The following is a 26,962-nucleotide window of genomic DNA, read 5'->3' as shown; positions in this document are numbered from 1 at the left end:
TACATCTCCTTTATATCGCTGTCATGTTCCATTTTTATAATGAAGTTGAACCAATCGGACTTTTACGGGCAGTTGATTCCCATCTATCTTTGTCGTTTTTTTCTAAATCTTGAGATGGAGGTCTTACTGCTCGTTAAAGCGGGATAAAGGAGGGCGAAGGCTTAAATGGCTAAAAAATTATTGACATCAGTAATAGTAGCAAGCTTTATTTTCTCATCATTAGGACTCGAAGGATCAGGCTTTGATCATGCTTTAGCAGAAGAAAGAGAACCATCGATCTTCATCACTGAAATTACACCAAGTACTGGTAACATTAATGGAGCAGATGGTTATGAATTTATAGAGCTTTATAACAATTCCGACAAAGAAATTTCACTGAAGGATTATAAATTGCTCTATCGCTATCCGGCTTCAGAAAACAAAGCAGATGTAGAGTGGGGGTTTGATGAAGATAAAAAAATACCCGCACATAGCACGATAGTCGTTTGGGTTAAGAATAGTGCCAATAAGGATGCAACACTCACACAATTTAATGAATACTACAACACACAACTAACAGAGGATCAGATTATTTCAATCGAAACAAATGGAATGGTCAACACTGCTGAACGTATCCTTGTCGTTTCGGATGCATACAAAAATGAAATTATTAGTGCGAGATATGAAAAAGCTGATGTCCAAGAGGATGTAGGCATTCAATATAAATGGTCTGGAAAAGATCAAACCATGGACATTCTAAAAAAAGATGAAGGAGTAACACCTGGACAAACCATTGAAGGACAAGTTCCTGAGAATCAGGGAGAAGTCGATGAAGATACGACACCTCCTATGATTACCCATCAAGCAATAACTAAAATAAGTGCAGAAGAAGGGATAAAATTACAAGCAAAAGTAACAGATGAAACGTATGTCAAAAATGTGATCTTGTCCTATCGCTTAGATGACCAAAGCGAATGGCTAGAAGTACCAATGGCGATTACTGCTGATCATAACTATCAAGCTGCTTTGACTGCGCCACAGTTAGTAGGAGATGAACTAACCTATAAAATAACAGCGTATGATGGAACAAATGCAGTGTCAACAGATGAATACCAAGCGGAAATCACCCATACTCCATACAATTCACAAGATGTGCCATATCTTCTAGTAACAGAGGTTGTCCCTGATTCAACGAATGTTGGAGCATCGGATGGTTATGAATATATCGAAGTGTACAATAACTCGGACAAAACATTGAATTTAAAAGATTATAAAATTCATTATCGTTATCCTGAAGAAGGAGCAGAAGGCGATCTTATTTGGGGGCCTAAAGAAGAAAATTTGGAATTGGCATCTGGAGAAACGATGGTCTACTGGATCATCAATGCATCAAATACGGATAAAACGGTTGAAGATTTCAATCAAAACTATCAGACTCAATTAGTAGAAAACAAGAATATCGTAAAAATATATAGCAGTGGGATGGCCAATACAAGTTATCGCGGCATGACCATTTCGACCAATACAGGAGAGGACATTTCTGTAGCTTACTACAATAATAATGGTGCGAACCTAGATACTGCCAAAAATAAAGGAATATACTACACATTTCCTAAAATACTTGGCGACAAAGAAATGAATAAATATAGCAGTAAAACCGAAACAGGGACACCGGGTTCTGTATCACGTTATCAAATACCAAAAGAAAGGGTACATCTTACAGAAGATCATAAGGCGCCTGTGGTTTTAGATCGATCCAACACGGAAGCCGTTACAGATCAAACGGATGTAGGACTCGATTTTTCCATTCAAGATGATCAAACGGTTAAAACTGTCCGACTTTACTATAAAAATAATCAAGAAACTGCTTATCATTCAGTAGATCTACTAAAAGATGCTACAGATGGAAGCTACAAATATACCGTCTACGCTGCTAATTTAATCGGAAAACAATCACTTGAATACTATTTAGAGGCTTCTGATGGGACAAATCAGGTAACTACGGATAAGAAGAAAATCGATATTATTCAGGATGAGAGGAAAGAAGGGCTTTCATTAAACGTCCAAGATGACTCCTTATTATCTCAAGAGGTTTTGCTTAAAGCTTTTCATTCTAAGGATAATACCCATACAAAATTAATGCTTGATGGTCAAGATGTGACAAATGATACCTTTTATACATTGCCAGATCAAGCTTATTTTGCGGTCGATGTAAAGAAAGTAAATCTTTTCTTCAAAAATGGAATTACGATTGGTGATGAAACATTACGAATTTTTGATGATACGATCAATCGCTACACTACATTAACGGTTCCTATCGATCCAAAATATTTTGAAAAAGGAAAAGAAACGAAAATTTCCATACGGTCAGGTACAAAAGTATCTCCATTTGATCACAATTCAGAGGAAAACCGTGATGATTTTTATGTCAAAAATATCCGTCTTGTTTTAAGAGATGGAACGGTCATCTATGATCCACAGTATAATGATCCTACAAAAGAAATAACCGTTGGCGATAGTAGTGGACTAAACCCGGTGCTGGATGCCAGCTTCGTCATACCGGATGAAAAGTATACGGCAAAAACATATAAATGGGATACAACGGCTGCTAAAGACGGTGAGCATCTATTTACGGCAACAAATGGCGGTGAAACATCCAAGGCAAAAGTATTAGTCGATAATAGGGCCCCTATCATTACACCGTCTGTTGAAGAAGGAAAAGAATACAAGGGTGACTTTACGCTGCAAGCAGAAGTGGAAGATCAATTTGCAGGTGTACAGGAAGTAAGTGCTACTTTAGATGGCAAAGATATTACATTACCGTTGAAAACCTCTTCAGCTGATTTATCGCCTGGTTCTCATACATTTATAGTGAAAGCAACTGATCAGGTGGGCAATTCAGCGACAAAAACAACCAACTTCCGTGTAGTAGAGGAACAGCCATATGCACCAAAACTAATGACGCCAAAGGATAAAGCGACAAATGTATCTTTATCACCAAAATTAGAAGTAAAAGTATCAGATCCTACAAATGATCAATTGGACGTTTCCTTTAATCGAGGTTATCAGTATAAGGCCGATCAAAAAGAACATGTGGCGGTTTTTACAAATAGTGTCGATCATGAGCCGCCTGAAACATTGACATCGACTGGTGAAAAACGAGTGACGGCTGTTAACAAGTTAACGAAAGTGGATGGTCAATATATTACGACCAAAGGTATGGAAAAGTATCCATATCATCGTTTTGAACTAAAATTGGATAAAGAAGTCGACCGTACCGATGATATCGAGATTAACTGGGAAGGTAAATCCATTATTGGTCGAAAAGTGTCCATGTATGTATGGAACTACGAAACAAAAAAATGGGAAGTGAAGGAATGGAAGATTGCTGAAAACAGCAAAAACTTTCAACTTCATGCTTCTGTAAAAGGAAGAGAATATATTAAAAATCATAAAGTACAAGTGATGGTACAGGATGAAATCGCTGCTACCAATCAATTTGACTACTCATTGATCTGGATGTCTGATACACAATACTATTCTGAAAGCTATCCTCATATTTATAACAAAATGACAGAATGGATTGCAGCGCAAAAAGCGGCTATGAATATTAAGTATGTATTCCACACAGGGGATTTAGTGGATGACTTTGATCAAGAGTATGAATGGCAAAATGCAGATAACTCTATGAAAACGCTCGATCAAGCGAATGTGCCATATGGTGTATTAGCGGGAAATCATGATGTTAATCACAAAGCAGAAGATTACACAAAATATGGTGAGTATTTTGGTGAAAGCCGCTTTGCGGGCAGAAACTATTACGGGGCTTCCTACAAGAACAATCGTGGTCATTACGATTTAATCAGTGAGAAAGGGAACGACTTTGTCATGCTCTATATGGGTTGGGGTGTGAATGAGGAAGATATGGCATGGATGAACGAGGTTCTAGCAAAATACCCAGAACGAAAAGCCATCCTCAATTTCCATGAGTATTTACTTGTATCTGGTGGGCGTAGTCCGATCGGTGAAGAAATATACAACAAAGTCGTAGTACCAAATAAAAACGTCATTGCAGTATTGTCGGGGCATTATCATGATGCTGAAACATTGGTTGATGAAATCGATGATAACAAAGACGGCACACCAGATCGCAAAGTTTATCAAATGCTTGCGGATTACCAAGGAGGACCTGAAGGCGGTCAAGGTTTTATGCGTCTACTTCAAGTAAATCCAGTAGAAAATAAGATTTATATGAAAACGTACTCTCCTTATCTAGATAAATTTAATTTCTATGATGCAACTGAGTATCCAAGTAAAGATGAATTTATCATTGAAACAGATTTAACACCTAAAGAAAAAGAAGTTTCAACAGATGCAATAGAGGTCAATGTCTATACAGATGATGAAATCGGTAAAAAACGAGGGATTAAAAACAACAAATCGGCATCTGTTATATGGAAAAAATTAAAAGCAAATCAAAGCTATGGTTGGTATGTCAATGTAACCGATCGTTTCAAAGGAAAAGTAACATCCCCCATTTGGACGTTCAAAACATCTAATAAAGGGAAAGGATCAAAAGGCAGATAGTTTTCAGGAAAAGCTACTGAAAGAGTCTGCTTAAAAATACATCGTCATAAAGAACACAGAATATGCTTGTAGATGGATATTCTGTGTTCTTTTTTATAGGAAGAAATTTATGGTAAGAAGATAACAGACCTGAATGCTCTTGTCTCCTGTTAATAGAATGAATATGACATTGTTTTCAAGAGTAAAAGTTGCTTGCCATCATTTCTAAATATATTCAAAATAATTCAACCACTATTTACAGTAGATAAGTATTAATTTAACGAAAAAATAACTAGTTAAAGTGTTGACAATTCATTCTAAAAGTAACTAAAATAAGGAAGAAGTATGAGAAGAGATCATTAATATCAATGGAAATAGATAAGATATTTAAAAAAGCTCTGTTATGAGAACCCTCTCTACAGAGCTTTCCGTATTTCTATAAAATTTTGGCTTACCCGCATGAGTCGAGCAAGCCGTAGCGGAAATCAGCGAATCCACTATATATTGTACAATCAATATATCTAGTTTTTGTATCCAGAACAAATTTTGACGTATTTTAGATTATATGAAAATTACATCATCCAATAGATGTTATCGAAAGAATACTGATATTATAGAAAGAGAGAATATAGCAAAGAACGTTTCAGTAGTTCTATGAAGCAAAAGCAACAAGATTAAAAGGAGACTGTAACATGACATTGAATGTAAATCCTATCAAAGGGATTTTGAAACCAAAGGCGTATCGTACAGAGCTACAAGAGGCAAAAGATTATTCGCATTATAAGTTAAACATACTGCTTTTTTTCTTGCTAAGTATTGGTGTATATGTAATAAGCGCTGCACTTGGAATTGGTACGGAGTCGCTTTCAAGTGAATTATCCAGTATAAGTAATCATGCACTTGAAGCAAGAAAACAATTGTTTTTAATAGGTAGATTATTGCAAGGACTGTTGATTCCTTGTGTATTGATCTTTGGGACTGCCTTATATTATTTTGCGTTTATAAATGGCGATTTTAAGAAATTAGTCATTGTTCAACTAATTGTTTTTAGTATTTTTTTAATAGAAAAGATCATACAGATCCCGCTCTTTCTTTTGCTGAATATAGATGAAACCTCGAATATTTTTTCATTAGGAATTATTGCTCAATATCTGACACATAGCAAAGTCATCATTCATTTCCTAGGGGAATTAACATTGTTTAGAATCGCGATGTTGATTTATTCCTATTACTATTTATCCAGAATAGTAGAAGTGCGTAAAAAAGTGTTGTTAGCAGCGGTCGGTATATTATTTTTACTCTATTGGGTTTTTGTCAGCTTTATGTCTTATATTAAAATAGGTTTCTTTTTCTAAAGGAGGATGAGCAATTTGAAAAAGTGGGGCAAGTATTTGGTTGCTATGATTGTCGTTCTTTTTGTTGGAAGCAATCTTTTCCTCTTATTAAAGGAAGATAGTAAGGCAGCTAGAACAGTGAACATCAATGATTGGACATTTGTCGATCAAGGTGATGTAAAGAAATTGTTATATACTACTGGCGTTACAAAGCCTGAAACTGAAACACATGTGTATTTTGACGATCAAAAAGGTTCCTTAGACAAGATTTTGGTGAAAGAAGGAGATGTCGTAAAGAATGGTACGCCTCTTTTTTCCTACGATTCTCAAAAGCTAGAAGAAAAGAAAGCAGATTTAGAGGATGAGCAAGGACGTTTGCAGGGCGAAATGGATAGTATCGATCAAGAAATTTCTTCATTACAGCAAATTGAAACCACTGGAACTCCGGATGCAACGAGTACGACATCCGATGATCAAAAAGTGAAGGTAGATGTTGATGTAGATACGTCCGCCATTGTAAACGGAAATGTTCAACAAAAAATGGCAGAAGCTGAAGCTGAAAAAGGAAAATTGAATGCGGCACTCACTGCAAATGAAGCCAAAATCTCTAGAGTGGAAGAGCAATTAGCAGATTTAACTGTTAAAAGTGCTGTAGATGGGCAAATCGTGAAGATCAATGCGGATTTAAAAGCCCCCATCATGACTATTGCCTCAACCGCTTCTGTCGTAAAGGCTGTTGTGTCAGCAAAACAAGTTGGAGAAATTGCAGAAGGTCAACCCGTAAAGCTATCTTCAACACTGATGAAAAAAACATATAAAGGGACTGTTTCACAGGTAATTACTTATCCAAACAAAGAAAAAAAGGACAAGAAGGTAGACCCTACGTATTCATTTTTAGTAAAGATCAATGATGAAGCAGAAAAAGGTGGAAAGCAAACAGAAGAAAATTCAAAGAACGAAGCAACTACGGATTCCCCTTCAAATATACAAAATCAAGCTGACCAACCCAATAATGGTAAAACTTTTGGTACACCAGATTTAGATAACCAAACAACCAATGAACAAACACAAGCAAATCAAATGCCTACAGTGGATGACAACAAACCATTGCTCATAGGAACAAACATGAAATTACAAGTGACTGTAGCAGAAGCAACAAATACGCCGGTCATCGATTCTAAATCGATATTAAAAAATGGAAAAAAACAGTATGTTTATCAATTTACGAATAAAGGGATCGTGCAAAAACAAGCAGTTACTTTGGGTGTAGCGTTTAAGGGGAAAAATCAGGTGTTGAAGGGGTTACAAGCAAATGATGTCATCGTCGTCGATCAAGACGCTATTTCGTTAACAGCTCCTTCTAACTTTATCACGCCATTGAAGACTGCTAGCATTCAAAACAAAGAATTTAAAAAAATGACGCAATCTCAACAAGCAAAATATATATTGATGGGCTTATTTGAGGACTAATAATAGATCACTATAGCTTTTGTTCAGTAGTCGCTTTAGGCGTAGTGAAAATAAAATATGCAAATTCAAGCATGTTGATGAGGTAGGATAAATATTGGTTGAGAACAAGGCAATCATCTTTGTTTCTAGTTCACTATAGATAGATGGAACCGATTCTCACAGAAAAAGCAGGCCATCATAGCACAAATCAATTGATATGCCTATGATGGATAGAATTGCATAAATCAACACGGCATGATGTAAATCATCAACAGATAATAAAACCCCATTTCAAGATTCAGGTAAAAGAAGGATCTTGAAATGGGGTTTTAACTGCTTTTATAAGCTCGATCGATTCAGTTCATACGAAGGAAACCTCCACTGGGGAAACTTCCTTGTATCATACCAAACAAGTATTAACGCGTATGGACTTGTTCTCCCTGTACCCATACTTCGCGAATATTTTCTGGTTTAACAAGATACATAATTTTTTGGAAGGTATCTAGTAAATTTTCATGGCTATCAAAAAGAGGGAGCTTCGCAGAATCAAGCGCTGTATCGATGATTTGCACATCCCAAGCATAGTTTTTTTCTAATCTCCCAATCGGTAAGCTCAAGCTTTCACCACCACCTGCTGTTGCCAAGAAGAATGCTTCGTTAATAGTGATCCGTGACTCAGGGACACCACGTTTTTCGGCAGGAAGTTTTGTGTTAACGCCTTCTTCCAACATTCTAGAGGAGATAACAGCTTGTCTAGCATTATCGAAAATACTTGGTGAAAAGCCTGCCGAAATATCTGTACCTAAACCGATTTCCACACCTTTACTATGTAAATGGGCAAGTGGAATGACACTATTGGCGAAATAAGCATTTGAAAGAGGACAATGACCAATAGCAGTTCCTGTTTTCGCAAATAGATCTGCATCATCATCACTTAAAAAATTGCAATGAGCCATAACTGATTTATCTTTTAAAAGTCCAAAGTCGTTTAAAGCAAATGCATCATTTTTTCCAAAGCGATTTCTTACATAATTATGTTCCCAATCACCTTCACTGCAATGGGATTGAATATGGGTGTCATATTTGGCAGCAAGTTTTCCTAAGCCGTTTAGAGCATCATCTGTACAGCTAGGGATGAATCGTGGTGTTACGACTGGATACACACCTTGTTTGGTTGTTTTCGCTAATTCTTTTACAGCCACTATAAATTCTTCCGTATCTTTTAAAGCTGTTTCTGTGTTTTCATCACGATAATAGTCTGGATTTTGGACAGGATCGTCCATTACTACTTTTCCTACCAAACCACGTTGTCCTTTTTGGGCACATATTTTTGCTAATAATAAGCTAGATTCTTTATGAACAGTAGCAAAATACAATACAGTGGTAGTCCCATTGGCCAATAAATGACTGACGAGATCCTCATAAACAGTGTTAGCAAATTCTAAATCTGAGAATTTGGCTTCCAGTGGAAAAGTATAGGTATTGAGCCAATCATAGAGCGGAATATCTAATGCGGTACCTGATTGAGCCCATTGTGGTGCATGAACATGTAAGTCGATAAAGCCTGGTAAGAAAAACTGTCCTTTGGATAAACGGTGAAAATAATCTTTATATTGATAAGCCTCTAGTAAATCCTGATACTCGATATCTTCTGGTGCTACAGTTTTTTCAATCATTCCGTTTTCATCTATACAGAAAAGATAATCTTTTAAGACTTTTACTTCCTTTGGTGACTGGCTTGTAAAAGCGGTACCTTGAAAAATTTGTGTATATTCTTTCATAGACAACACCACACCTTAATGTTCTAATTTGGAATTATACACTATTATACGCATGTGATAGTGAAAAATCTAATGTATATGGCAATAGCTAATTTTATGAGTTGAATTGTCCTTTTCAAAACTAACAATTTGAAAAGCAATTTCATGATTAATGGGAAGACATAGTTGAAATGAGGGATTTTCAACAACGGTTTGAAGTAAAAAGAAGAAAAAGGTCCATGTCTGAAGAAGATGACCACCTGAAATAACAGTTCATTATAAAAAAGAGGTGCAATTCAAATCAATGTTGAATTGCACCTTTTTTGCTTTTCGGACAGCTCCCGTGTAAATTATATCCTATTTCCATTATCCTCTGGCATCTTTTCTTTATCTTCATGGTCGATATCGATCTGTTTTAAATCATCGATTGAAGGATTGTCATGATCATGCTTATTTTTTTCTATGTTTTGAGAGTTATTTTTATCTGCTAGGATATTGTCAAGCTTATTGTCAATAATATCTATGGATGTCGTAAGTATAATTTTTATATCTTTAAATGCCGAGTTAATGGTGGAAGGTGTTGAAGCAAATAGCTCGACACTATTTTTATTCCAATCATAGAGTTTGGTGGAGGGATTATTCATCGTATAATACGAACCTGCCAAAAAAGATATTGTGCCAATAATGGCAACACTGAAAAACTTCCTTATCATTCTTTCCATCTCCTTTTTTAATAGACAGCAGCATTCTTTCCAAACTATGAAGAATTTATAACTAAGTGTTGGAATTAGTGAATAGAAATGGTTAATCAGTGGAGGATGAAGAAACCCCCCACTGAATGGAGGCCACTGAAAAAATGTAGTAACACAATAATTTATAGTATATATATGATATTAATTGAAGTAGAATTAGCTTCGCTTTCCGTGGGCGAACTGCCGAGCCTACTCGTCTAGTCCGTTTTCCCACAGGAGTCTACGCTAATTCCACTTCAACAAAGATAGTAATAGCGAATTTTTATTATAAAAAATTCGCTTTTTTTTTACTTTTTCAGTGGTCTTCACTGAATGGAAGCTTTACTTTATCTTCTTGCTCCATCTTCTAATTGCAAAAGAATAATTGATAAGAAAGATTTTCTGTATAAGTAAGGTAGGTCTCTCTCATAAAAAAATTCTTTTGTGGAAGCCTAATTATAATGGAGGTGATTCGATGAAAAAAGATGAACAAACAAAGTCAGAAAAAAAGGAATTAGAGATCGATGAAGTGATCGGAAAAGGAACCTACCCTTCGGTGACAAATAATGCGATCAAATCAATTGTTTCAGAACTAGGTGGAACTGCCACATCAGCTTATAGTCATCCAGTGAATGACAACAAAACACCTATTTTCTCATCAGAAGGTATTAGTATTCATGAAGCACAAGGACAAGTCATACAGCCACATCCTGCTGAAAACGAACGACAATAGCTAAATGTCAATAAGCTATGAAATGTAATAGAAAAGCCATCAAGGGAGCGAAAGGAAGATGAAAAAATGAGTAACCAAAAACGTACAGTAGTAGGAACAGATATTGAGGCAGTAAAAAGACAAAATGCGGAATCAGGACTTTCTTTTAATGATATAAAAGAACTGGCTGCAAATCATGAATTCGATGATACATCAAATGGTAATATGATCGATGCAGATACACCAAAAAAGTATACATGGACTGGAACGGATATTGAGGAAGTCAAAAGGCTCAATGCTGCATCCGGTCCAAGTTATAACCAGATATTTGAGATGCTTGAAAAGAACTTAGATACGAAGGAATAAACTCATCAAACTTTTAAAAATATAAAAAAATAAAATACGATTTGAAAAATGATTTTTGGGGCATTTATTATATTAAAAAATCACGCTTGTTGATTTCACAAAAATTAGGAGTACCTGCTTGGTGTAATTTTTGAAAAACCCTGTATTTTTAGGAACATTTATATAGATCTTCGCTGCGACTTGCTCGACTCCCTCTTAAAATGTTGTTATATCAACGTTTGCTAGAGTTTTTTCGTGTGAAAAAATTTTTTTCTTGGCCAAGATAGAGTGAGAACTAGTTTGATATTTCCATTTGTTTAAATAAATAACAATGTTAGTGTACGCTCCCGCGGGAAAAGCGAATAGATGAGACCCCGCAGCGTAGCAGTTAAAGGAACGGAGTTGTAGTGCGCCACGTCCTGTGGCAACGACTCCGTGACCAACATCCTGTTGCCCCCAGCATTCGCCCGCATGAGTCGTGCAAGTCTTCGCTGCAATCAACAAATTACTCTATTTCTATGGATTATATTGGATTATTGGATAATCAACACGCCTATTAATGAACCAAATTTTCTCTTCACAAATAAAATACATCATGGGCTGTTTAGAAAGAAGCAAATTCTTTGAGAGTAAATAAAAAATTACAATTTTGTTCCATTGATTTCATCAGATTTTGCTTTGAAATCTATCTTTTAAACATTCTCATGATGTTTATGATTAGAAGTATAAACGGTCCATCAACGTCACCATTCATCTATTTTTACATAATATAAGTCTAGGCAATTCTTTTATGGATAATTAGTATTGCTTATAAGGGGGAAAGGTATGCCTGTCATTACAGGGGCGCAATATATCAATCGTATTAATAAGTTGCAATCAGAAGTATGGATTGACGGAAAAAAAGTTACAGGCAATATTTCTGAGCATCCTGCGTTTAAGGGGATTATGAAAAGTCAGGCACATCTTTATGATTTGCAAAATGATGAAAAGTTAAAAGATGTGATGACTTACACATCTCCAACGACTGGAGAAACTGTAGGACTTTCTTTTTTAATGCCGAAAACAAAAGAAGATTTAGCAAAGAAAAGGAAAATGGTGCAACAGTGGGCAAGGGAGAGCAATGGAATGATGGGCAGAAGTCCGGATTATATGAATACAACATTGATGACCCTTGCCGCTTCTGCACATCTATTGGAAGGCGAAGAAAATTGCTTTCCAGAAAATATAAAAGCTTATTATGAACATGTACGTGAAAATGACTTATGTTTGACCCACACCTTTATCGAACCGCAAGTAGATAGAGGGTTTCAATTTTGGGAAGATTCCACAGAACCTATTGCGGCCAAAATTGTGGATAGAACGAAGGAAGGCTTAATCGTGAAAGGGGCGCGTTTGTTAGCGACACAAGGTGGCATCACGGATGAAATGTTGTTAGTTTCAGTTGGAAAACCATATGATGATGAGAGCGGCTTCGCTTTTTCGATTCCGAGCAATACGAAAGGTCTAAGGTTTATATGCAGAGAATCCTTTGTCGCTGGAGATTCTCCATTCGATTATCCTTTGAGTTCTCGATATGAAGAAATGGACACGATTGTTGTTTTTGATAACGTTTTAGTACCATGGAATCGTGTATTCTTTTATGACAACCTTGATGTGTCGTATTCTTATTTGGGTCAAAGTTCATTTCAACCGTTTGCACTCCACCAAGTACTTTCACGCCAAATCGTGAAAACAGAATTTATGTTGGGAATCGTACAATCCATAATTGAGACGATTAACATTTCCGGATATCAGCATGTGCAAGAAAAAGCGACTGAAATCATTGTGGCATTGGAAACATTGAAGGCTTTAATTATTAAATCTGAAGTAGAAGCAAAACGAAATGAGTCTGGACTCATGCAACCGGATTTTTCAACATTAAAAGTGGCTATTAATATTTTTCCAAAGGTATACCCACGTTTTACAGAAATTGTGCAGTTATTAGGTGCAAGCGGTCTTGTGTCTATTCCTACAAAAAATGCATTTCAATCTCCGATTAAAAAAGATCTAGATCAATACTTGCAATCTGCAGCACACAATGCAGAAGACCGTGTTAAGCTTTTCCGTCTAGCATGGGATGCTACGATGAGTTCTTTCGGTACACGTCAAACATTATATGAACGTTTCTTTTTTGGAGACCCAATACGGATTGCAACGGCACTCTATCATGAATACGATAAGCAACCGTATGTTGAGATCGTGAAGAAAAAGTTAGAAAATTAGAATAGATGCTCAGAGCGTGTGTCATGTAGAAAATATGAAATGAAATAGAAGATTCAAAAGCGAGTATTCGTATTGGAAAAAATAGAGCGCAGGATATGATTCAATCAGCATGTCCTGTGCTTTTTGTATAGTGACATCCTTCTTGCGATGATCTAAGTAAACATAACAAATGGCTCATTTCATGTTACTATTGCGGACTTTGCTTATTTTTAAAAATGAGAATCGGCAAGTTTATCCTAACGTACCTTTATAGACAAGCCTTTTCTTGAGCAAATTTTGGGGGATGGAAAAGAATAAAATCGTAAAACAATCCGATCAAGCATATATTGAAAAAAGACTTGTATTTCCATACAGCCCCATATAAGGGGAGTAAAACTTTTAGAGGAAGGTGGTTACGTCACTCCAAAAGGACGAGCTACAAAAAGGGTTTAGGGGAAAATGCTTTTGGAATAGCGAAGCAGCGATGAAAAAGTAAGTACAGTAGATGAGGAGTTCCAGTTTCGCCAGTGGGAAATATTTGCCTATAACAAGTGAATGATGATGGACCTGTTAAACAAAGCCTTAAAATACAAGTTTCTTCTACATCAATCGAATAACTATATTCTAAAAAAGATTGGATGATGAAAGTTATGGACAAATCACTTCTGCTAATGGTTATTTTACGTTTAATATCTGGAAGTATTGAAGTGACAGCTGCTTTATTTATGCTGAAATTTAATAGCTTGGAAAAGGCATTCTATATTAATACAATGTTAGCTTTAGTAGGACCAACTGTGTTAATCGTTACTACGGCCATCGCATTGTTTGGACTAGCTGATAAAATTTCTGTTACAAGAATGATTTGCCTTTTTGCTGGCATCACACTTATTTTAATCAGCTTAAATGCAAAATAGAGCTGCTTCACTATGCACAGTGCATTCAAAAGATAAAGTGAAGCTTCCATCAGTGGGGTTTTCTTCATCCCCCACTGATGGTTAGCTAAACTAAACCAATCGGGCTTTTACGGGCAGTCTATCTTTCTCGTTTCTCTCTAAACCTTGTAGTGGGGGGTCTTACTGCCCGTTGACGCGGGATAAAATGAATCTGTCAAAAGCTTCATCCGTTTTTTCTAAATATTCTAAGGCTCGCTTTCAAAAAATGAAAGTTGAGTCTTAATTTTTTGTCTTTTATTCACCATATATAGGAAAAAATCTTTAAAAATCAATGGATAAATAAAACTAGAAAATGTAGTTTGCCTGCTATTTTGTAATATTAATTTGATCTTGTTATCATAATATTGTCACATAATCCTTTTATAATGAAACTATAAACATATAAAGGGAGTTAAAAAATGAAAAAATCAGTCGTCTCAGCCATGGCATTAAGTTCGATCATGCTGTTTTCAACAATCGCGGGAGAAACAACTGCATCAGCAGCTACTACTACGTACAAGGTAAAAAAAGGTGATACGTTATCAGGGATCGGAGCCAAATATCATATCTCTTATAAAACACTCATGAGTTGGAATCACTTAAAATCGACTAAGATTAGAGTCGGACAAAAGTTAAAAGTGAAAAAAAGCTCTTCATCTAGTTCTAGTACTAGTAAAAAGAGTTCTTCTACATCCACTTCTACATATACAGTAAAATCAGGTGACACTTTATCTAAAATTGGTAAGAAATATGGTGTGTCATATAAGACGCTCATGAGCTGGAATCACTTAAAATCGACTAAGATTAGAGTCGGACAAAAGTTAAAAGTGAAAAAAAGCTCTTCATCTAGCACTAGCACTAGTAAGAAAAGTTCTGCTGCATCCACTTCTACATATACAGTAAAATCAGGTGACACTTTATCTAAAATTGGTAAGAAATATGGTGTGTCATATAAGACGCTCATGAGTTGGAATCACTTAAAATCAACTAACATTAGAGTTGGTCAAAAGTTGAAGATAAGTGGAGCTACAAAAAAGGTTAGCAGCAGTGTTTCAACAGCTTCAGTTAACACAAAACAAGAAAAAGCTGTATCCATTGCACTAGCGAAACAAGGTGTTCCATACGTATTCGGTGGCTCAACATCTAAAGGATTCGATTGTAGCGGACTTGTCTATTATGCTTATAAAAACGCAGGAGTTTCAGTTTACCGTACAACAGCTGCAGGATTTTATTCTATTTCAAAACCGACAAGTTCACCAAAAGTAGGAGATATGGTATTTTTTAAGAATACATATAAATCAGGGATTTCCCACATAGGTCTTTATATGGGAAATGGCAGATTTATAGCAGCAAGTGGCAAAAAAGTACAAATAAGCTCTGTATACGAATCATATTGGAAAGCACATTTTGCAGGCTATAGACATTTGTAGTCGAATTTGTTAATGAGGTTGCTTGAAAATTTTCGCTTTATGACATGTTATTACCGATTTTAATCTAAAGCGAAGATGAACGACCTCTGTTGAAAAGTCAAGATATACCTTGTTATTCAAAGAATGATGAAAGAAGCCTTAAACAAAGGAAGTACTTACTTGTACATTTATGTGTGATATAGAAGGCAAGGCGTACAATTTAGATGATGTTATGCACCAAACTCTAAAATTGGATTTTTAGGTTTACTTTTTGAGTGCGCATCACTAAATTGTGCTTTTTTATAAGGAATTTTTTCATAAATAGGATAATCGTTTTTGAAAGTTCCTTTTTTAGAAGATGTATTCTTGTTTTTTTCAATAATTCTCGAGGAGTTTTGATTGCTCAATGATGCGGATTATATTTTTCTTCAGATAGTCAAAGTCCCAATTCCTTTGGGGAATGACCCATATACTATGATGAAAAGAAAAATATGCAGAGGAGCGAAAATAGAATGGTTCAACCTTTTGACGGACACGGCAGTTATGGTGATCATCAATGGAAACCATGGCACTCAGAAGATCAATGGCATTCTGAGTCAAAGTGGCATTCAGATGACGATCAATGGAAGTATGGCAATCAGTGGCACCATGATAGTCAATGGCACCAATATTATCCGAGCCATCATTGGCACCCAGGGCAATATTATCCAGGTAGCCAATGGAATCCAGGTCATCAGTATTATCCGAATCATCAATGGTATCCAGGATATCATCATCCAGAAAATCAATGGAATCCAAGTCATCAAGGACAACAATGGCACCAGTGGAATCCAGGACACCCTTGGTTGTGAAAAAATTAAATTAAGAGATGCAATCTAGCTAATAAGAGGTATTTCCTAAGTCCGTTTGAAATAGGACGATGGGAGTGCCTTTTTTTATATAAAAATGTAGTTTTTGGATCTATTTAAATCAATTTCAATATGTATAGGAAAATTGCTATTTCTGAATGGTATAGTCTAAAAAATACTTTAAACGGAGGATTACTTCTATGAAAAAGGGAAAGAAGTTATATATAAATCCTTTCTGGACTTAAAAAGTCAACCTAAAACCATATCTGGTAAGTGAAAGATTATATTATGCTAGAAAATTATTATTTTATTTGAAGTAATAACAGATGTGTTGATTTTACAAAAATTAGGAATATATATTTGGCGTAATTCTGAAAAACTCTGTGTTTTTAAGACCATTCATATAGATCTTCGCTGCGGCTTGCTCGAGTCCTCGAAAATGCACGCATTTCCTTCGTGCGGTGTGGATTCGATGAAGTAAATTCAATGTCCCGCGGGAAAAGCGAATAGATGAGACCCCGCAGCGTAGCGATTAAGGAACGGAGTTGTAGTGCGCCACGTCCTGTGGCAACGACTCCGTGACCAACATCCTGTTGCCCCCAGCATTCGCCCACAGGAAAGCGAGCAAGCCGTAGCGGAAATCAACGAATCTCCCTATTTTTATGGATTAAATTGGATAATCAACACGCCTGAAGAAATAATAATCTTCTAATAGATGATGAAGGAAAAAATAAATAACATTAATATGATGTAAATAACGTTAAAGGTTAATTTAAAGCCATTTTTCATAAAAAATTCAAATTTTAAATAAATAATTTTTGAAAATACAGAATAATTTGACAAACAAAAGAAGTAAATTATAAGATAGTATAAATAGATTATCTATATGTGACAAATGAACTTTATTTTTAAGATAGTTTATTAATTTTTATAGATGAGAGGAGCTGATTAAACAAGAAAAAATACTTATTGCTGATCTTAAAACTTAAGTTGTGGGAGAGAAGTGGTGTTTTAAAATGGAAATTTCACACAGCGTGAGTCATACTGCCTGTTCATGCGGATAAAACTCCGTGTCGTAAATAATTTTTTCATAAGGAGGTTCATTTATGCTAGAAGATGTTTACATAGTTGATGAAAATACGATGGCATTTATTCCGATCTTTGATCATACAGGCGTTGTCAAAACGAATATCCTTGAAGTGGAGTATTTGAAGAAGTGCCATCTTAATCCACTTGAACTTGTGGATCAAAATTTACGATTTTTTGGATCCAGTTTAAAAGGCGCAAGCGAGGGCACTCGTAATATTTTGGGTGAAGTTAATATGTACCCAGTTATTATGAACCTTAAACGTCTATTAGTTTGGCTTCCTACAATGTCCCCCAAAAAGAAGGATTGTGTCTGGCTGGCATTAGATCATATCAAAAGTTATCGGCAAAATCATGATCGAAATACAGAAATCTTATTCACAAATGATTCATCACTCATTCTTCCCATTAGTTATCGTTCTTTTGAAAAAAGAATATACCGCGCATATGAATTGAAATTCAAATTAGAATATCACACCAAGTTTTTGCTTATTCCCCATAGTATCAAAAGAAATTTTCTTCGTTGTGAAATAGTGAAAGAAGTAAATGGTTTAAATTACAAGATTTATAGTAAAGATAAAAATTCCGAAAAAGAATCATACGATAAATAATTTAGTCATGTATAAAGTGAAGCTACCTTCAGTGGGAATTCCTTCATCTATTCTAAATTTTTGTGTCATGGAACTATTCAAGCTTTACTAGGCAGTAGGATCTCCCATATTTAAATCTTAAGAGGGGAGATCCTACTGCCAGTTTATATGAAATAAATCATCGAGAATTTATTTGCTCCTTGAGTGGCTTTCTTCGCTAATACCGAGAATTTATTCACTCATTCGATCATTTACGTCTTCGTTTTCGGCGATGAACTCAGCTGGTAATTTCCTGAAAATTCATAAATTGAAACTTCATTTAGTGAGGAGATCCACCATTCCTACTGGGTGTTTGTTTGACAAATTTAATCATTCAAAAAGTGCGAGTGCTACTCCATTTCCAATCAACATTCTTTCTTTTTGACAGATTTTTTTTCCCATTATGGTGATGAACCCGTTCTGAAAAAAATTTAAATTTTATTCCACTTTTTATCTTTTTAAAAGTACAATGTAATAGAAAAGCCATTAGGGACATCTCTTATAAGAAATCCAACAGATCCTCCGACTGTCTGGATTAACTGGATATTCTATCGGGAAGAACCCTTACTACTAATATACGAGTGAGGGATACTATGAAAATATTACGAATTTTTTGCTCCAGTGTCATAGCACTGTCGCTTTTTTTCACATCATCATTTGTTTATGCAGCGGAGCCTCTAAAAGAAGTCAAAAGCATCGTGAAAGAGTATTACTATCCAAAAGCTCCATCCAATGCATTAAAGAGTAAAACCATTAAAGATTTAATGAAACAATTGGATGCATATTCGGTGTATATGACGAAAGATGAATATCAAACTTTTGAAAATACCATTAAAATGAAATTTGTCGGTATTGGTGTCACCATTTTAGAAAATAAAAAAGGATTGCAAATCACATCGATCTTTAAGGGGGGACCAGCTGAAAAAGCCAGTCTTAGGGCTGGAGATATCATTACAAAAGTAGATGGAAAAAGTATAGCAGGTGAATCATCTGAAAAGACGCTGTCACTTTTAACAGGTAAAGAAAATACGAAAGTAAAGCTAATGATTTTCAGACCAGCTACGAAAAAAACATTTGATAAAACGTTAACTCGTAAAGTGATTCATTTACCAAATGTTGAAAAGAGAAAACTTGCGGGGAAGATAGGTTTTATTCGATTAAATAGTTTTTCAGATCAGAGTGCGAAAGAAGTTCAAAATGCGATTAAGTCAATGCCTGGGATGAAAGGGTGGATTTTTGATCTTCGTAGTAATGGTGGAGGATACGTTAGTACTGCTCAAAAAGTAATTGGACTATTTCCAAAGGCTACATATGCTTTTGTTTATAAAGCACGGCAAGGCAACTATCAGATCTACGGTGCTATAAAGCAAAAAGTACAATGGAATGCACCTGTAGCGATTTTAACAGATGCCAATACAGCTAGTGCTTCCGAAATGACCGTTGCAGCTGCAAAAGATCTTAAGTTAGCCAAAATTTATGGACAAACAACTTATGGTAAAGGGGTTATGCAAGATATCATTCCATTGAGCGATGGCAGTGTTTTGAAGTTAACAACTGCAGAGTTCTTTGGACCAAACTTGTACAAAATCAACAAAAGAGGCATTAAACCTGATATTACGACAGTAAACGGTAAAGAGGTAGAAAAGAGTCACAATGATTATTTGTTAAAACGGTTGAAAAACTATAAAAAGTTATCAGCAATTGAAAAAAATACTTCATCTCAAGCGATTAGCTTAAAAGCTAGCAAAAATCTATCTTGGACTGCAATGAAAAAATCCAATGTATACTTATGGCAAATTGGAGGGGCATCGCGCAAAATTACAGTAAAGCATTCGTCAGGTAAAAAACTTGTCATTACCCCAAGTAAACAACTAAAAGCTGGGACAAACTATTATTTAGTGGTAAAACCAAAATCCAACAATACTAAAGGTGTCTACAGCAAAGTAACAGTTAGAAAATAACCAATCGAAATCAGAATGAAATGAACATCTCGATTAGTGGAGGAATCTTCCAAGTCAATAACACATAAAAAAGTACCAATTTGCCTATATGTTAGGACGAATCGGTACTTTTTGTTTTCAACATCATTCTTCCGTAATGGTTTCATCTAAATCATGATTAGGTGAATCTTGATCATCATCCATTTCTTCATTCATCATTTCATCTATTTTTTCTTTCGCATCTAATGATTTTTTCAATGCCATTGCAAAATCAGCACGATTCATCTTCTTAGTTGGTTGGAACTTTTTCGATGAACTTCCCTTTAAAATATTGTAGGAAGAAGCTGTTGAAATATAGTCAATGTATGAATTACTTGCCGAAACATCTACATACTTTTTACCTGTTTTCATAGGTAATCCAAAGGCAGTGACGAAAAGCTTTGCCGCTTCTTGTCGTGTAATTGTACTCTTCGGATGGAATTTTGAATTATTGTTAAATGCATCGATTGCGGTTAAGGCAATAATATACGAATAATTTGTCGTTTTTTGAGAAACATCTTCAAAATTGATACTATTCGATAATCGAGCTTGATCATCTATGTCAGTTGCTTTTCCAACAAATTTAGCTGCATCTGCTTTCGTTACAGCGCTTTTTGGTTTGAATTTTGCGTTTTTGTATACGTTCATATAATCCATACTTGTGACATATAAGACGGATGAATAAGCAGGATTTTGTTTATTCATATCGGAGAATTTCATGATTATACCAGCACTAGCAGTTGATCCATGAAATAGGCCACTTATCCCAAATAATATAGTAGCTAATAATAGGATCAAACTGTTACGTATGTTATGTTTCATCAAAATCCTCCTTAAGGTTTCATCATTTTCTTTATTATAGCTAAAGTCGATTACATTCTTGTAACAAGTATATTTCAAATTGAGTAAATTTGAGGAGATACAAGTTTTCAAAATGGGTTGATAGATCTAAATCAAACTTTAGAATAATAGGAAGAATTAATGAATCCCCTTAAAAGTGGCGGTTGCAAATCCTGCGAGTTCTTGATCTTCATCATATAATCGCCCTTCCAAAATAATGGTTGAACGTGTTTGAGAGATGACGCGACCAACAGCTTGAATTCGTCCTTTTGTAATAGGCTTTAAAAATCTTGTTTCCATTTGGATTGTAATAACTTGATCAAAGCCTAATGTGTGTGTGGCAATACCCATTACTGTGTCAAGTGCTGTCATAAAGACGCCACCATGTAGAGTACCTACAACATTTGTTAAATCTTCACGATAGTTTAAAGCAATTTCAGCAACTCCATTTTCGGCATGGATATATTCAAAGCCAAGTGTTTGCCAGAAAGAACTTTGCTCAAAACGTTGTTGAACTGTTTTCATTGTTGTCAAAATATTTCCCCCCCTGTACTACAATTATAACTTTTTAAGTCTTATTAGAAAAGCTGTATCAGGAAACCTTCGAAAAAGTTGATGTTCTAGAAAATCTATTTTTTAGCCCTTGCGTTTTATTTCATAAATTAGTAAGTAGATGATAAAATAATAGTAAGTTAGAAAAACATTTATTTATCGGAGGGTATTTTAATTGAAAAAACTTGCAGCAGCTTTATTTGCAGCAACACTTGCATTCTCAACTGTCGGACCGATTGTAATGGATAGTCATCAAGGTACGATCACAGCAGAAGCTAAAGGTTATAAATCTGGAAAACGTGGTTTTAATTCAAACGGAAGTTCAAATAATAATTCAGTGTTCAATAGCAATAAATCAAATACAAACAGCAACACCAAAGACAATAGTAATTCAATCTTTGGTAACAAAAAAACAAATAACAAAACAAATACAGCAAACCCTACAGGCACAAAGGGCGGCTTTCTTAAAGGCATGATGGTCGGTGGTCTAGCTGGCATGCTTTTCGGTGGCATGATGAGTCATATGGGAGCAATGGGGAATATATTTGGGTTACTGATTAATGTGATCGCCATTTTAGTGTTGATCATGCTGGTCATGAAAATTTTCCAAATGTTTACGCGCAACAAAAGAAAAGATGAGGAACGCAACGTATGGAGACGATGATTCTTTCAGAAGATAATTTAATTAACGCTTTATGCATTTATCATGCGAGACAAATCAATGTCATGCCTGAAGATGTAGAAATTGAGCTTTGTTTTGATGATGATGAAGGATATTACGCAGACGCCTATTATAAAGGTCGAAAAGACACGTATCGAGTAGCGAATATGTTAGCGGCCATTCGTGTATTTCTTCAAGAAGAACTAAATGTAGACCCATATGCAGCAAGTATTCGGCTAGAAATCGATGATGAACAAGGCATGATTGCTATCGTCGAATAAAGCTACTTTTTTTAGAATGTACCCTATAGATGGACTTTTATACATCCATTCTATAGGGTACATTTTAGTTTTTCTAGCATATATGGTGGGGAAAATAATAAAGTGAAACTTCACAAAATAGAGGTTTTCTTTATTGTTTCTGGCCCTAAGATGGCAGAGGATACACATTTCCGGCTTACAGACTTCTAATATATAGTAGGGGAAATATGTAATTTTGCTTTGCCATGCATTTCAAAATATGATCTAAATTATCTGTTTCGTGGATACAATTCGTTTTTTCGTGGATAGAGAGGTATTTCCCGTGGATAGAGAGGTATTTCCCGTGGATAGTGATAATTTGATGTGTCTGGAATATTAATTCTATTTTTAATTTCTAGATATTATAAAATAGCGCTAATGTATAGCACATAAAATATTAAATATTTTCTAGCTCTTTGGATAAGAATCTTATATAATCGAGATAGATGGGAGATGACAGCATTAATTTGCCCGTTATTTCTTTCATCAGTATTCCCCAACTAATGTAACCCACAACAATAAGTTTATCCCTGCGGTCAATGAATTTTTGAATGATAGTAGTTGTATTATCATTTGAATTAATGTATAAAATTTTCAGACGTGTTGATTATCCAATTATATCCATATAAATATTAGGTATTCGTTGATTTCCGCTACGGCTTGCACGACTCATGCGGGCGAACGCTGGGGGCAACAGGATGTTGGTCACGGAGTCGTTGCCACAGGACGTGTCGCCCTTAGACTCCGTTCCTTAATCGCTTGCGCTCCGTGCAGGGTCTCATCTGCTCGCTTTTCCCGCTGGACATTGAATTTACTTCCTGTATCCACACCGCACGAAGGAAATGCTTGCATTTTCGAGGAGTCGAGCAAGCCTTCACTCCAATCTACATAAATGGAGCTAAAAATACAGCATTTTTTTAAATGGTACCAAATATTTATCCTAGTTTTTTCCTAATCAACATGCCTGTAAAATTTATGTTTTCTGGTTCATATTTAATTTGTTCGTCTTAGTATCAAATTTTTGACGATAATTATCCTATAAAAATGGGAGGTGTTTAGAATGGAAGAATTCTTAAAACAGCTCATGGAAAATATGACAGAACGTTTTGATAAGATCGAAGAAAGATTGGACGGAACGACAGAACGCTTTGATAAGATCGAAGAAAGACTGGACGGAACGACAGAACGTTTTGATAAAATCGAAGAAGGATTGGACGGAACGACAGAACGCTTTGATAAAATCGAAGAAAGATTGGACGGAACGACAGAACGCTTTGATAAAATCGAAGAAGGATTGGACGGAACGACAGAACGCTTTGATAAGATCGAAGAAAGATTGGACGGAACGACAGAACGCTTTGATAAGATCGAAGAAAGACTGGATGGAACGACAGAACGTTTTGATAAGATCGAAGAAAGATTGGAAGGAACGACAGAACGCTTTGATAAAATCGAAGAAAGACTGGACGGAACGACAGAACGCTTTGATAAAATCGAAGAAGGATTGGAAGGAACGACAGAACGCTTTGATAAGATCGAAGAAAGATTGGACGGAACGACAGAACGCTTTGATAAAATCGAAGAAAGACTGGAAGGAACGACAGAACGTTTTGATAAAATCGAAGAAAGACTGGACGGAACGACAAACCATTTTGATAAAATCGAAGAAAGACTGGAAGGAACGACAGAACGTTTTGATAAGATCGAAGAAGGATTGGACGGAACGACAAACCATTTTGATAAAATTGAACAAAGGCTTGATGATTTACAATTAGAACTACGTAACAATCAAACCGAAAATAGAAGTCATTTTAAACATATAGAATCTAGACTAGAGCAACAACAACACACGTTTCAAATCGTGGCGGATGAATTCAAAAACGTTAAAATTGATATTGATTATTTAAGCCAAAAAACAGGTATCCATGATATGGAGATCAATAATTTAAAACACCGTCAATCTTAGGGAAGATACTGTTTAAAATGTAAAAAGAGAAAAGGCTGGGATAAAACTGGCCCCCCAAAATAGAAAATGGTTCCAATCATTGATTTTGAATGATTGGAACCATTTTCTATGGATTTTATTCATGAACTATTGGTAAATTCGTGTAGCGACCACTAAATAATAGGTGGGCAGCTATTTCTTTTTCATTTAAAGGCTTTCTGGACACTCCCATTGTGTGTTTACACAAGTTTCACTGGATTTTCAAATACAAAACATATATGAGTTTATCCTGTACACTAATGGGATAGTAACACACAGCTTTAAGACGAGAGCAATAGGTGGAACCCAACTGCCTGTAACATGAAACGTGCACTATTCTTGTCCATATGAGATAAAACTTAATCTTGTATTTTTAATTGGGCGATTTTTTCTCTTATTTTTTTCGATTTCAGCTTTTTGTTTGCAGACTCTAAAACTTTTTTAGCTTTTGTTGGATCTCCTTTACCAACATATGAATCCGCTAGTAATAGATAAAATCTTGCTAAATCAGGATGAATTTCTATCGCTTCATCTGTGTAATGAATGGCTTCATCATATCGTCCTAATTTTTGCAAAACTTCAATACGAAGAGCTAATGAGCGATCATATTTAGGTGCTAATTCTATCGATCTGTTAGCTAAATCAAGTGCCCAGCGCAGTTTGTTATGTCTTCGACAATGTAATCCTAAGACACGGTGATATTCCGCAGATTTTCTATGCAGTCTTCGATCGTAATCTGGTATAGGTTTGCCATTTAAAAATAGTGTAACAATCTCTTTTAAAGCCCCAATCTCTCTCAAATAAGTAGGCACACGATGACCAGCATAATCGAATTCTTTGTATATTCCATTCGGATAAGAATGTTTAATCTCTTTCGAAATATAGGGTTGATCAATTCTCTCTTTTGGATCATAACAAATAATTGGTTGTATTTCTGTATTTACTGGATGAGACAATGGATGTAAAAACTTATTATATTTTCTTTCCTTAGTTCCATATATAGGATGAGCAGGATTTCTAGGCGCCATTGATAATATTTTACAATCTGGAATCGTAGAGCCAAGGAATAAAGCGTTATAGCCACCTAGACTAGTTCCATATGCAAATCTTTTGTCATAATAAGGAACTAATTTTTCAATAGCTTGATAGTAGTCTTCTCTTGTAATATCTTGATGATAATTATTTAAGGTCCTACGTCTAAGAGAAATTAAGTCTACATCTTGTTTTTTCAATAGTTTATAAGCAAAAGGTTTGCCGGTTTCTGTTTTATCGATGGCATCAAAGGTCGCAACGAATTTTTTTGTTGGATAAATAGATTTATAAAATTCGATGGAACTTTCGCCATTGTTGAAAATCACTAATTTTTCATAGTTGTCTTTATAAATTTCTGGAAGAAGATCCGCATATCTTTCTCTGCAATATAAGAATTGTTTTTCTGCCTCTTCGAAATGACCTGCAACCATATGAACCATGCCTAATTTCATATGAAGTTTGACAAGCTTCTTGTCATCTTTTTCCAATGCTTTAAGTGTTTCAAAATAAGGAATTGCCTCTTCAAAGTGACAGAATTTCAATGATTGTTGAATAATTTTATAGAGCAAATCAATTTGATGCGGCTTTGTTTGCAATTCTATTTTTAATAGAGCTAAGGAAACTTCATATTGATGATTTTTGAGGAATACCCTTTGGAGTAGCTCAAAAAATTGGTTAGGTTTTTTATCAAAAAGCTTTTTGATGGTCCTTGGTATATGTCTTGACCTGCCATTTTGAATATGGTGTTTTGCATAAAATGTCCATAAGACATGATGCAATGTCATACTCATTGGATATTCTTGTAGGGCTTCTTGCAAAATAACCATTGCATTTGTTGTCTCTTCTGCTTCCTCATAATATTTTGCTAATAAAAGATAGCTTTCTTTATTAGGAATATTTTCTTTTTGTTGTATTACTTGGTTTGCAAGTTGCTCCGCCAAATCTTTTGTATGCGACAGCTTTTTCAAGATGAATATCTCCTTTAGTATACTTTGAATTCAGTAAGTTAAAAAAACAGATGTGTTGATCAAGAAAAAATAGGATAATGATGAACTGATAATAAGACAATGATCTTACTTCTAATTGGTGAAATGTGATTCAATAGATTAAATTGGATAATCAACATATGTATTAAAAAACTTCTTTACAATAATATTTAACCATAAAATTTAGAATATAATGGTGATAAATATAAAAATTAATCGGATATTAAATGGTTAGTTATATTTTTGTCACAAAAAAGAGTGGAAATACATACTTGTAACATTTTTGAAAAATAAGTCTTTGGATATATTTAATAGGTATTAAGAACCCTGCTTCGAAATTCTAATAAAAGGCTACCCATAAGTACTTAATTAATATGAACACCCAACCGGATAAGCAACCTTTCACTTTATCCCACGCTAACGGGTAGTAAGATCCCCCTCAAGGTTTAGAAAGAAACAAGAAAGATAAGCGAGGATCAACTGCCTGTAAAAGTTCGATTGGTTCGGGCCAACAAGATGTTGGTCACTCAGGGTGTTGCCAAAGGAAGTGGCAACACCCTGAGCTCCTCTATTTTAGTAGTGGATGAAGAACCCCACGACTGATGGAC

22 protein-coding genes are annotated in these 26,962 nt (G+C 35.3%); 15 read left to right on the top strand and 7 right to left on the bottom strand.

Annotation, left to right across the window (positions count from 1 at the left end; translation table 11 throughout):
- The first annotated feature begins 165 nt into the window (after window positions 1-165).
- From FEZ13_RS09760 to FEZ13_RS09750, 3 genes are all read left to right on the top strand, one after another.
- The gene (locus tag FEZ13_RS09760) at window positions 166-4,566 is read left to right on the top strand and encodes a lamin tail domain-containing protein (RefSeq protein ID WP_146552469.1); all 4,401 of its coding nucleotides are present in this window, start codon (window positions 166-168) and stop codon (window positions 4,564-4,566) included.
- A 671-nt stretch (window positions 4,567-5,237) separates the two neighbouring features.
- The gene (locus FEZ13_RS09755; protein ID WP_146552468.1) at window positions 5,238-5,900 is read left to right on the top strand and encodes a hypothetical protein; all 663 of its coding nucleotides are present in this window, start codon (window positions 5,238-5,240) and stop codon (window positions 5,898-5,900) included.
- Window positions 5,901-5,915: 15 nt separating this feature from the next.
- Window positions 5,916-7,349, top strand: a complete 1,434-nt coding sequence (locus FEZ13_RS09750; RefSeq protein WP_186725831.1) for an efflux RND transporter periplasmic adaptor subunit — start codon at window positions 5,916-5,918, stop codon at window positions 7,347-7,349.
- 395 nt (window positions 7,350-7,744) lie between these two features.
- On the opposite strand, the gene guaD is transcribed toward FEZ13_RS09750, so the two are convergent.
- Both guaD and FEZ13_RS09740 read right to left on the bottom strand, forming a co-directional pair.
- Window positions 7,745-9,109 carry a guanine deaminase gene (gene guaD / locus FEZ13_RS09745; protein WP_146552466.1) on the bottom strand — a complete coding sequence of 455 codons (1,365 nt, stop codon included), beginning with the start codon at window positions 9,107-9,109 and terminating at the stop codon, window positions 7,745-7,747.
- Window positions 9,110-9,438: 329 nt separating this feature from the next.
- Window positions 9,439-9,801, bottom strand: a complete 363-nt coding sequence (locus tag FEZ13_RS09740; RefSeq protein WP_146552465.1) for a hypothetical protein — start codon at window positions 9,799-9,801, stop codon at window positions 9,439-9,441.
- Window positions 9,802-10,294: 493 nt separating this feature from the next.
- Here FEZ13_RS09740 and FEZ13_RS09735 point away from each other — a divergent pair, with 493 nt between their 5' ends.
- Both FEZ13_RS09735 and FEZ13_RS09730 read left to right on the top strand, forming a co-directional pair.
- On the top strand, window positions 10,295-10,552 hold the full coding sequence (locus tag FEZ13_RS09735) for a hypothetical protein (protein WP_146549687.1): 258 nt from the start codon (window positions 10,295-10,297) through the stop codon (window positions 10,550-10,552).
- 66 nt (window positions 10,553-10,618) lie between these two features.
- Window positions 10,619-10,897 carry a hypothetical protein gene (locus FEZ13_RS09730; protein WP_146549686.1) on the top strand — a complete coding sequence of 93 codons (279 nt, stop codon included), beginning with the start codon at window positions 10,619-10,621 and terminating at the stop codon, window positions 10,895-10,897.
- Between the two features lie 195 nt (window positions 10,898-11,092).
- Here FEZ13_RS09730 and FEZ13_RS09725 read toward each other — a convergent pair whose 3' ends face one another.
- The gene (locus tag FEZ13_RS09725; protein WP_146552464.1) at window positions 11,093-11,377 is read right to left on the bottom strand and encodes a hypothetical protein; all 285 of its coding nucleotides are present in this window, start codon (window positions 11,375-11,377) and stop codon (window positions 11,093-11,095) included.
- Window positions 11,378-11,701: 324 nt separating this feature from the next.
- Here FEZ13_RS09725 and hpaB point away from each other — a divergent pair, with 324 nt between their 5' ends.
- The 4 genes from hpaB to FEZ13_RS09705 all read left to right on the top strand — a co-directional run bounded on the left by hpaB (window position 11,702) and on the right by FEZ13_RS09705 (window position 16,309).
- A complete protein-coding gene (gene hpaB / locus FEZ13_RS09720) occupies window positions 11,702-13,138 on the top strand; it encodes a 4-hydroxyphenylacetate 3-monooxygenase, oxygenase component (RefSeq protein ID WP_146552463.1) in 1,437 nt (478 codons plus the stop codon).
- A gap of 617 nt (window positions 13,139-13,755) precedes the next feature.
- Complete coding sequence (locus tag FEZ13_RS09715; protein WP_146549684.1) at window positions 13,756-14,031, top strand: YqhV family protein; 276 nt, start codon at window positions 13,756-13,758, stop codon at window positions 14,029-14,031.
- 437 nt (window positions 14,032-14,468) lie between these two features.
- On the top strand, window positions 14,469-15,479 hold the full coding sequence (locus FEZ13_RS09710) for a C40 family peptidase (protein ID WP_146552462.1): 1,011 nt from the start codon (window positions 14,469-14,471) through the stop codon (window positions 15,477-15,479).
- A gap of 491 nt (window positions 15,480-15,970) precedes the next feature.
- Window positions 15,971-16,309, top strand: a complete 339-nt coding sequence (locus FEZ13_RS09705; RefSeq protein ID WP_146552461.1) for a hypothetical protein — start codon at window positions 15,971-15,973, stop codon at window positions 16,307-16,309.
- A gap of 386 nt (window positions 16,310-16,695) precedes the next feature.
- Here FEZ13_RS09705 and FEZ13_RS09700 read toward each other — a convergent pair whose 3' ends face one another.
- Window positions 16,696-16,920: a hypothetical protein gene (locus FEZ13_RS09700; RefSeq protein WP_146552460.1), complete on the bottom strand. Its 225-nt coding sequence runs from the start codon at window positions 16,918-16,920 to the stop codon at window positions 16,696-16,698.
- A gap of 492 nt (window positions 16,921-17,412) precedes the next feature.
- Between FEZ13_RS09700 and FEZ13_RS09695 the strand changes: the two genes are divergently transcribed.
- Both FEZ13_RS09695 and FEZ13_RS09690 read left to right on the top strand, forming a co-directional pair.
- Window positions 17,413-18,003 (top strand): competence protein ComK, encoded by a 591-nt coding sequence (locus FEZ13_RS09695; protein WP_146552459.1) that lies wholly within the window; start codon window positions 17,413-17,415, stop codon window positions 18,001-18,003.
- Window positions 18,004-18,614: 611 nt separating this feature from the next.
- A complete protein-coding gene (locus tag FEZ13_RS09690; RefSeq protein ID WP_146552458.1) occupies window positions 18,615-19,982 on the top strand; it encodes a S41 family peptidase in 1,368 nt (455 codons plus the stop codon).
- A 123-nt stretch (window positions 19,983-20,105) separates the two neighbouring features.
- Here the strand turns inward: FEZ13_RS09690 and FEZ13_RS09685 are convergent, their stop codons facing one another.
- Window positions 20,106-20,822: an S-layer homology domain-containing protein gene (locus FEZ13_RS09685; RefSeq protein ID WP_146552457.1), complete on the bottom strand. Its 717-nt coding sequence runs from the start codon at window positions 20,820-20,822 to the stop codon at window positions 20,106-20,108.
- Between the two features lie 156 nt (window positions 20,823-20,978).
- Complete coding sequence (locus FEZ13_RS09680) at window positions 20,979-21,365, bottom strand: PaaI family thioesterase (RefSeq protein ID WP_255473144.1); 387 nt, start codon at window positions 21,363-21,365, stop codon at window positions 20,979-20,981.
- 202 nt (window positions 21,366-21,567) lie between these two features.
- Between FEZ13_RS09680 and FEZ13_RS09675 the strand changes: the two genes are divergently transcribed.
- The 4 genes from FEZ13_RS09675 (at window position 21,568) to FEZ13_RS09660 (ending at window position 24,318) form a co-directional block, all read left to right on the top strand.
- Entirely contained in the window at window positions 21,568-22,056 is a 489-nt protein-coding gene (locus FEZ13_RS09675; protein WP_146552455.1) for a hypothetical protein, read from the top strand.
- The gene (locus FEZ13_RS09670) at window positions 22,044-22,334 is read left to right on the top strand and encodes a DUF2653 family protein (RefSeq protein ID WP_146552454.1); all 291 of its coding nucleotides are present in this window, start codon (window positions 22,044-22,046) and stop codon (window positions 22,332-22,334) included. Before FEZ13_RS09675 ends, FEZ13_RS09670 begins: the two co-directional genes overlap by 13 nt.
- Window positions 22,335-22,995: 661 nt before the next feature.
- Window positions 22,996-23,244 (top strand): hypothetical protein, encoded by a 249-nt coding sequence (locus FEZ13_RS09665; protein ID WP_146552453.1) that lies wholly within the window; start codon window positions 22,996-22,998, stop codon window positions 23,242-23,244.
- A gap of 168 nt (window positions 23,245-23,412) precedes the next feature.
- A complete protein-coding gene (locus FEZ13_RS09660) occupies window positions 23,413-24,318 on the top strand; it encodes a tropomyosin (RefSeq protein ID WP_146552452.1) in 906 nt (301 codons plus the stop codon).
- A 377-nt stretch (window positions 24,319-24,695) separates the two neighbouring features.
- Here FEZ13_RS09660 and FEZ13_RS09655 read toward each other — a convergent pair whose 3' ends face one another.
- Window positions 24,696-26,336, bottom strand: a complete 1,641-nt coding sequence (locus FEZ13_RS09655) for a tetratricopeptide repeat protein (protein ID WP_146552451.1) — start codon at window positions 26,334-26,336, stop codon at window positions 24,696-24,698.
- Window positions 26,337-26,962: the final 626 nt, after the last annotated feature.

The organism is Rummeliibacillus sp. SL167, assembly GCF_007896505.1.
Taxonomy (GTDB): domain Bacteria; phylum Bacillota; class Bacilli; order Bacillales_A; family Planococcaceae; genus Rummeliibacillus; species Rummeliibacillus suwonensis.
Note: the sequence above shows the minus strand (reverse complement) of the source record. Positions and strands in the feature narration are given on the sequence as shown.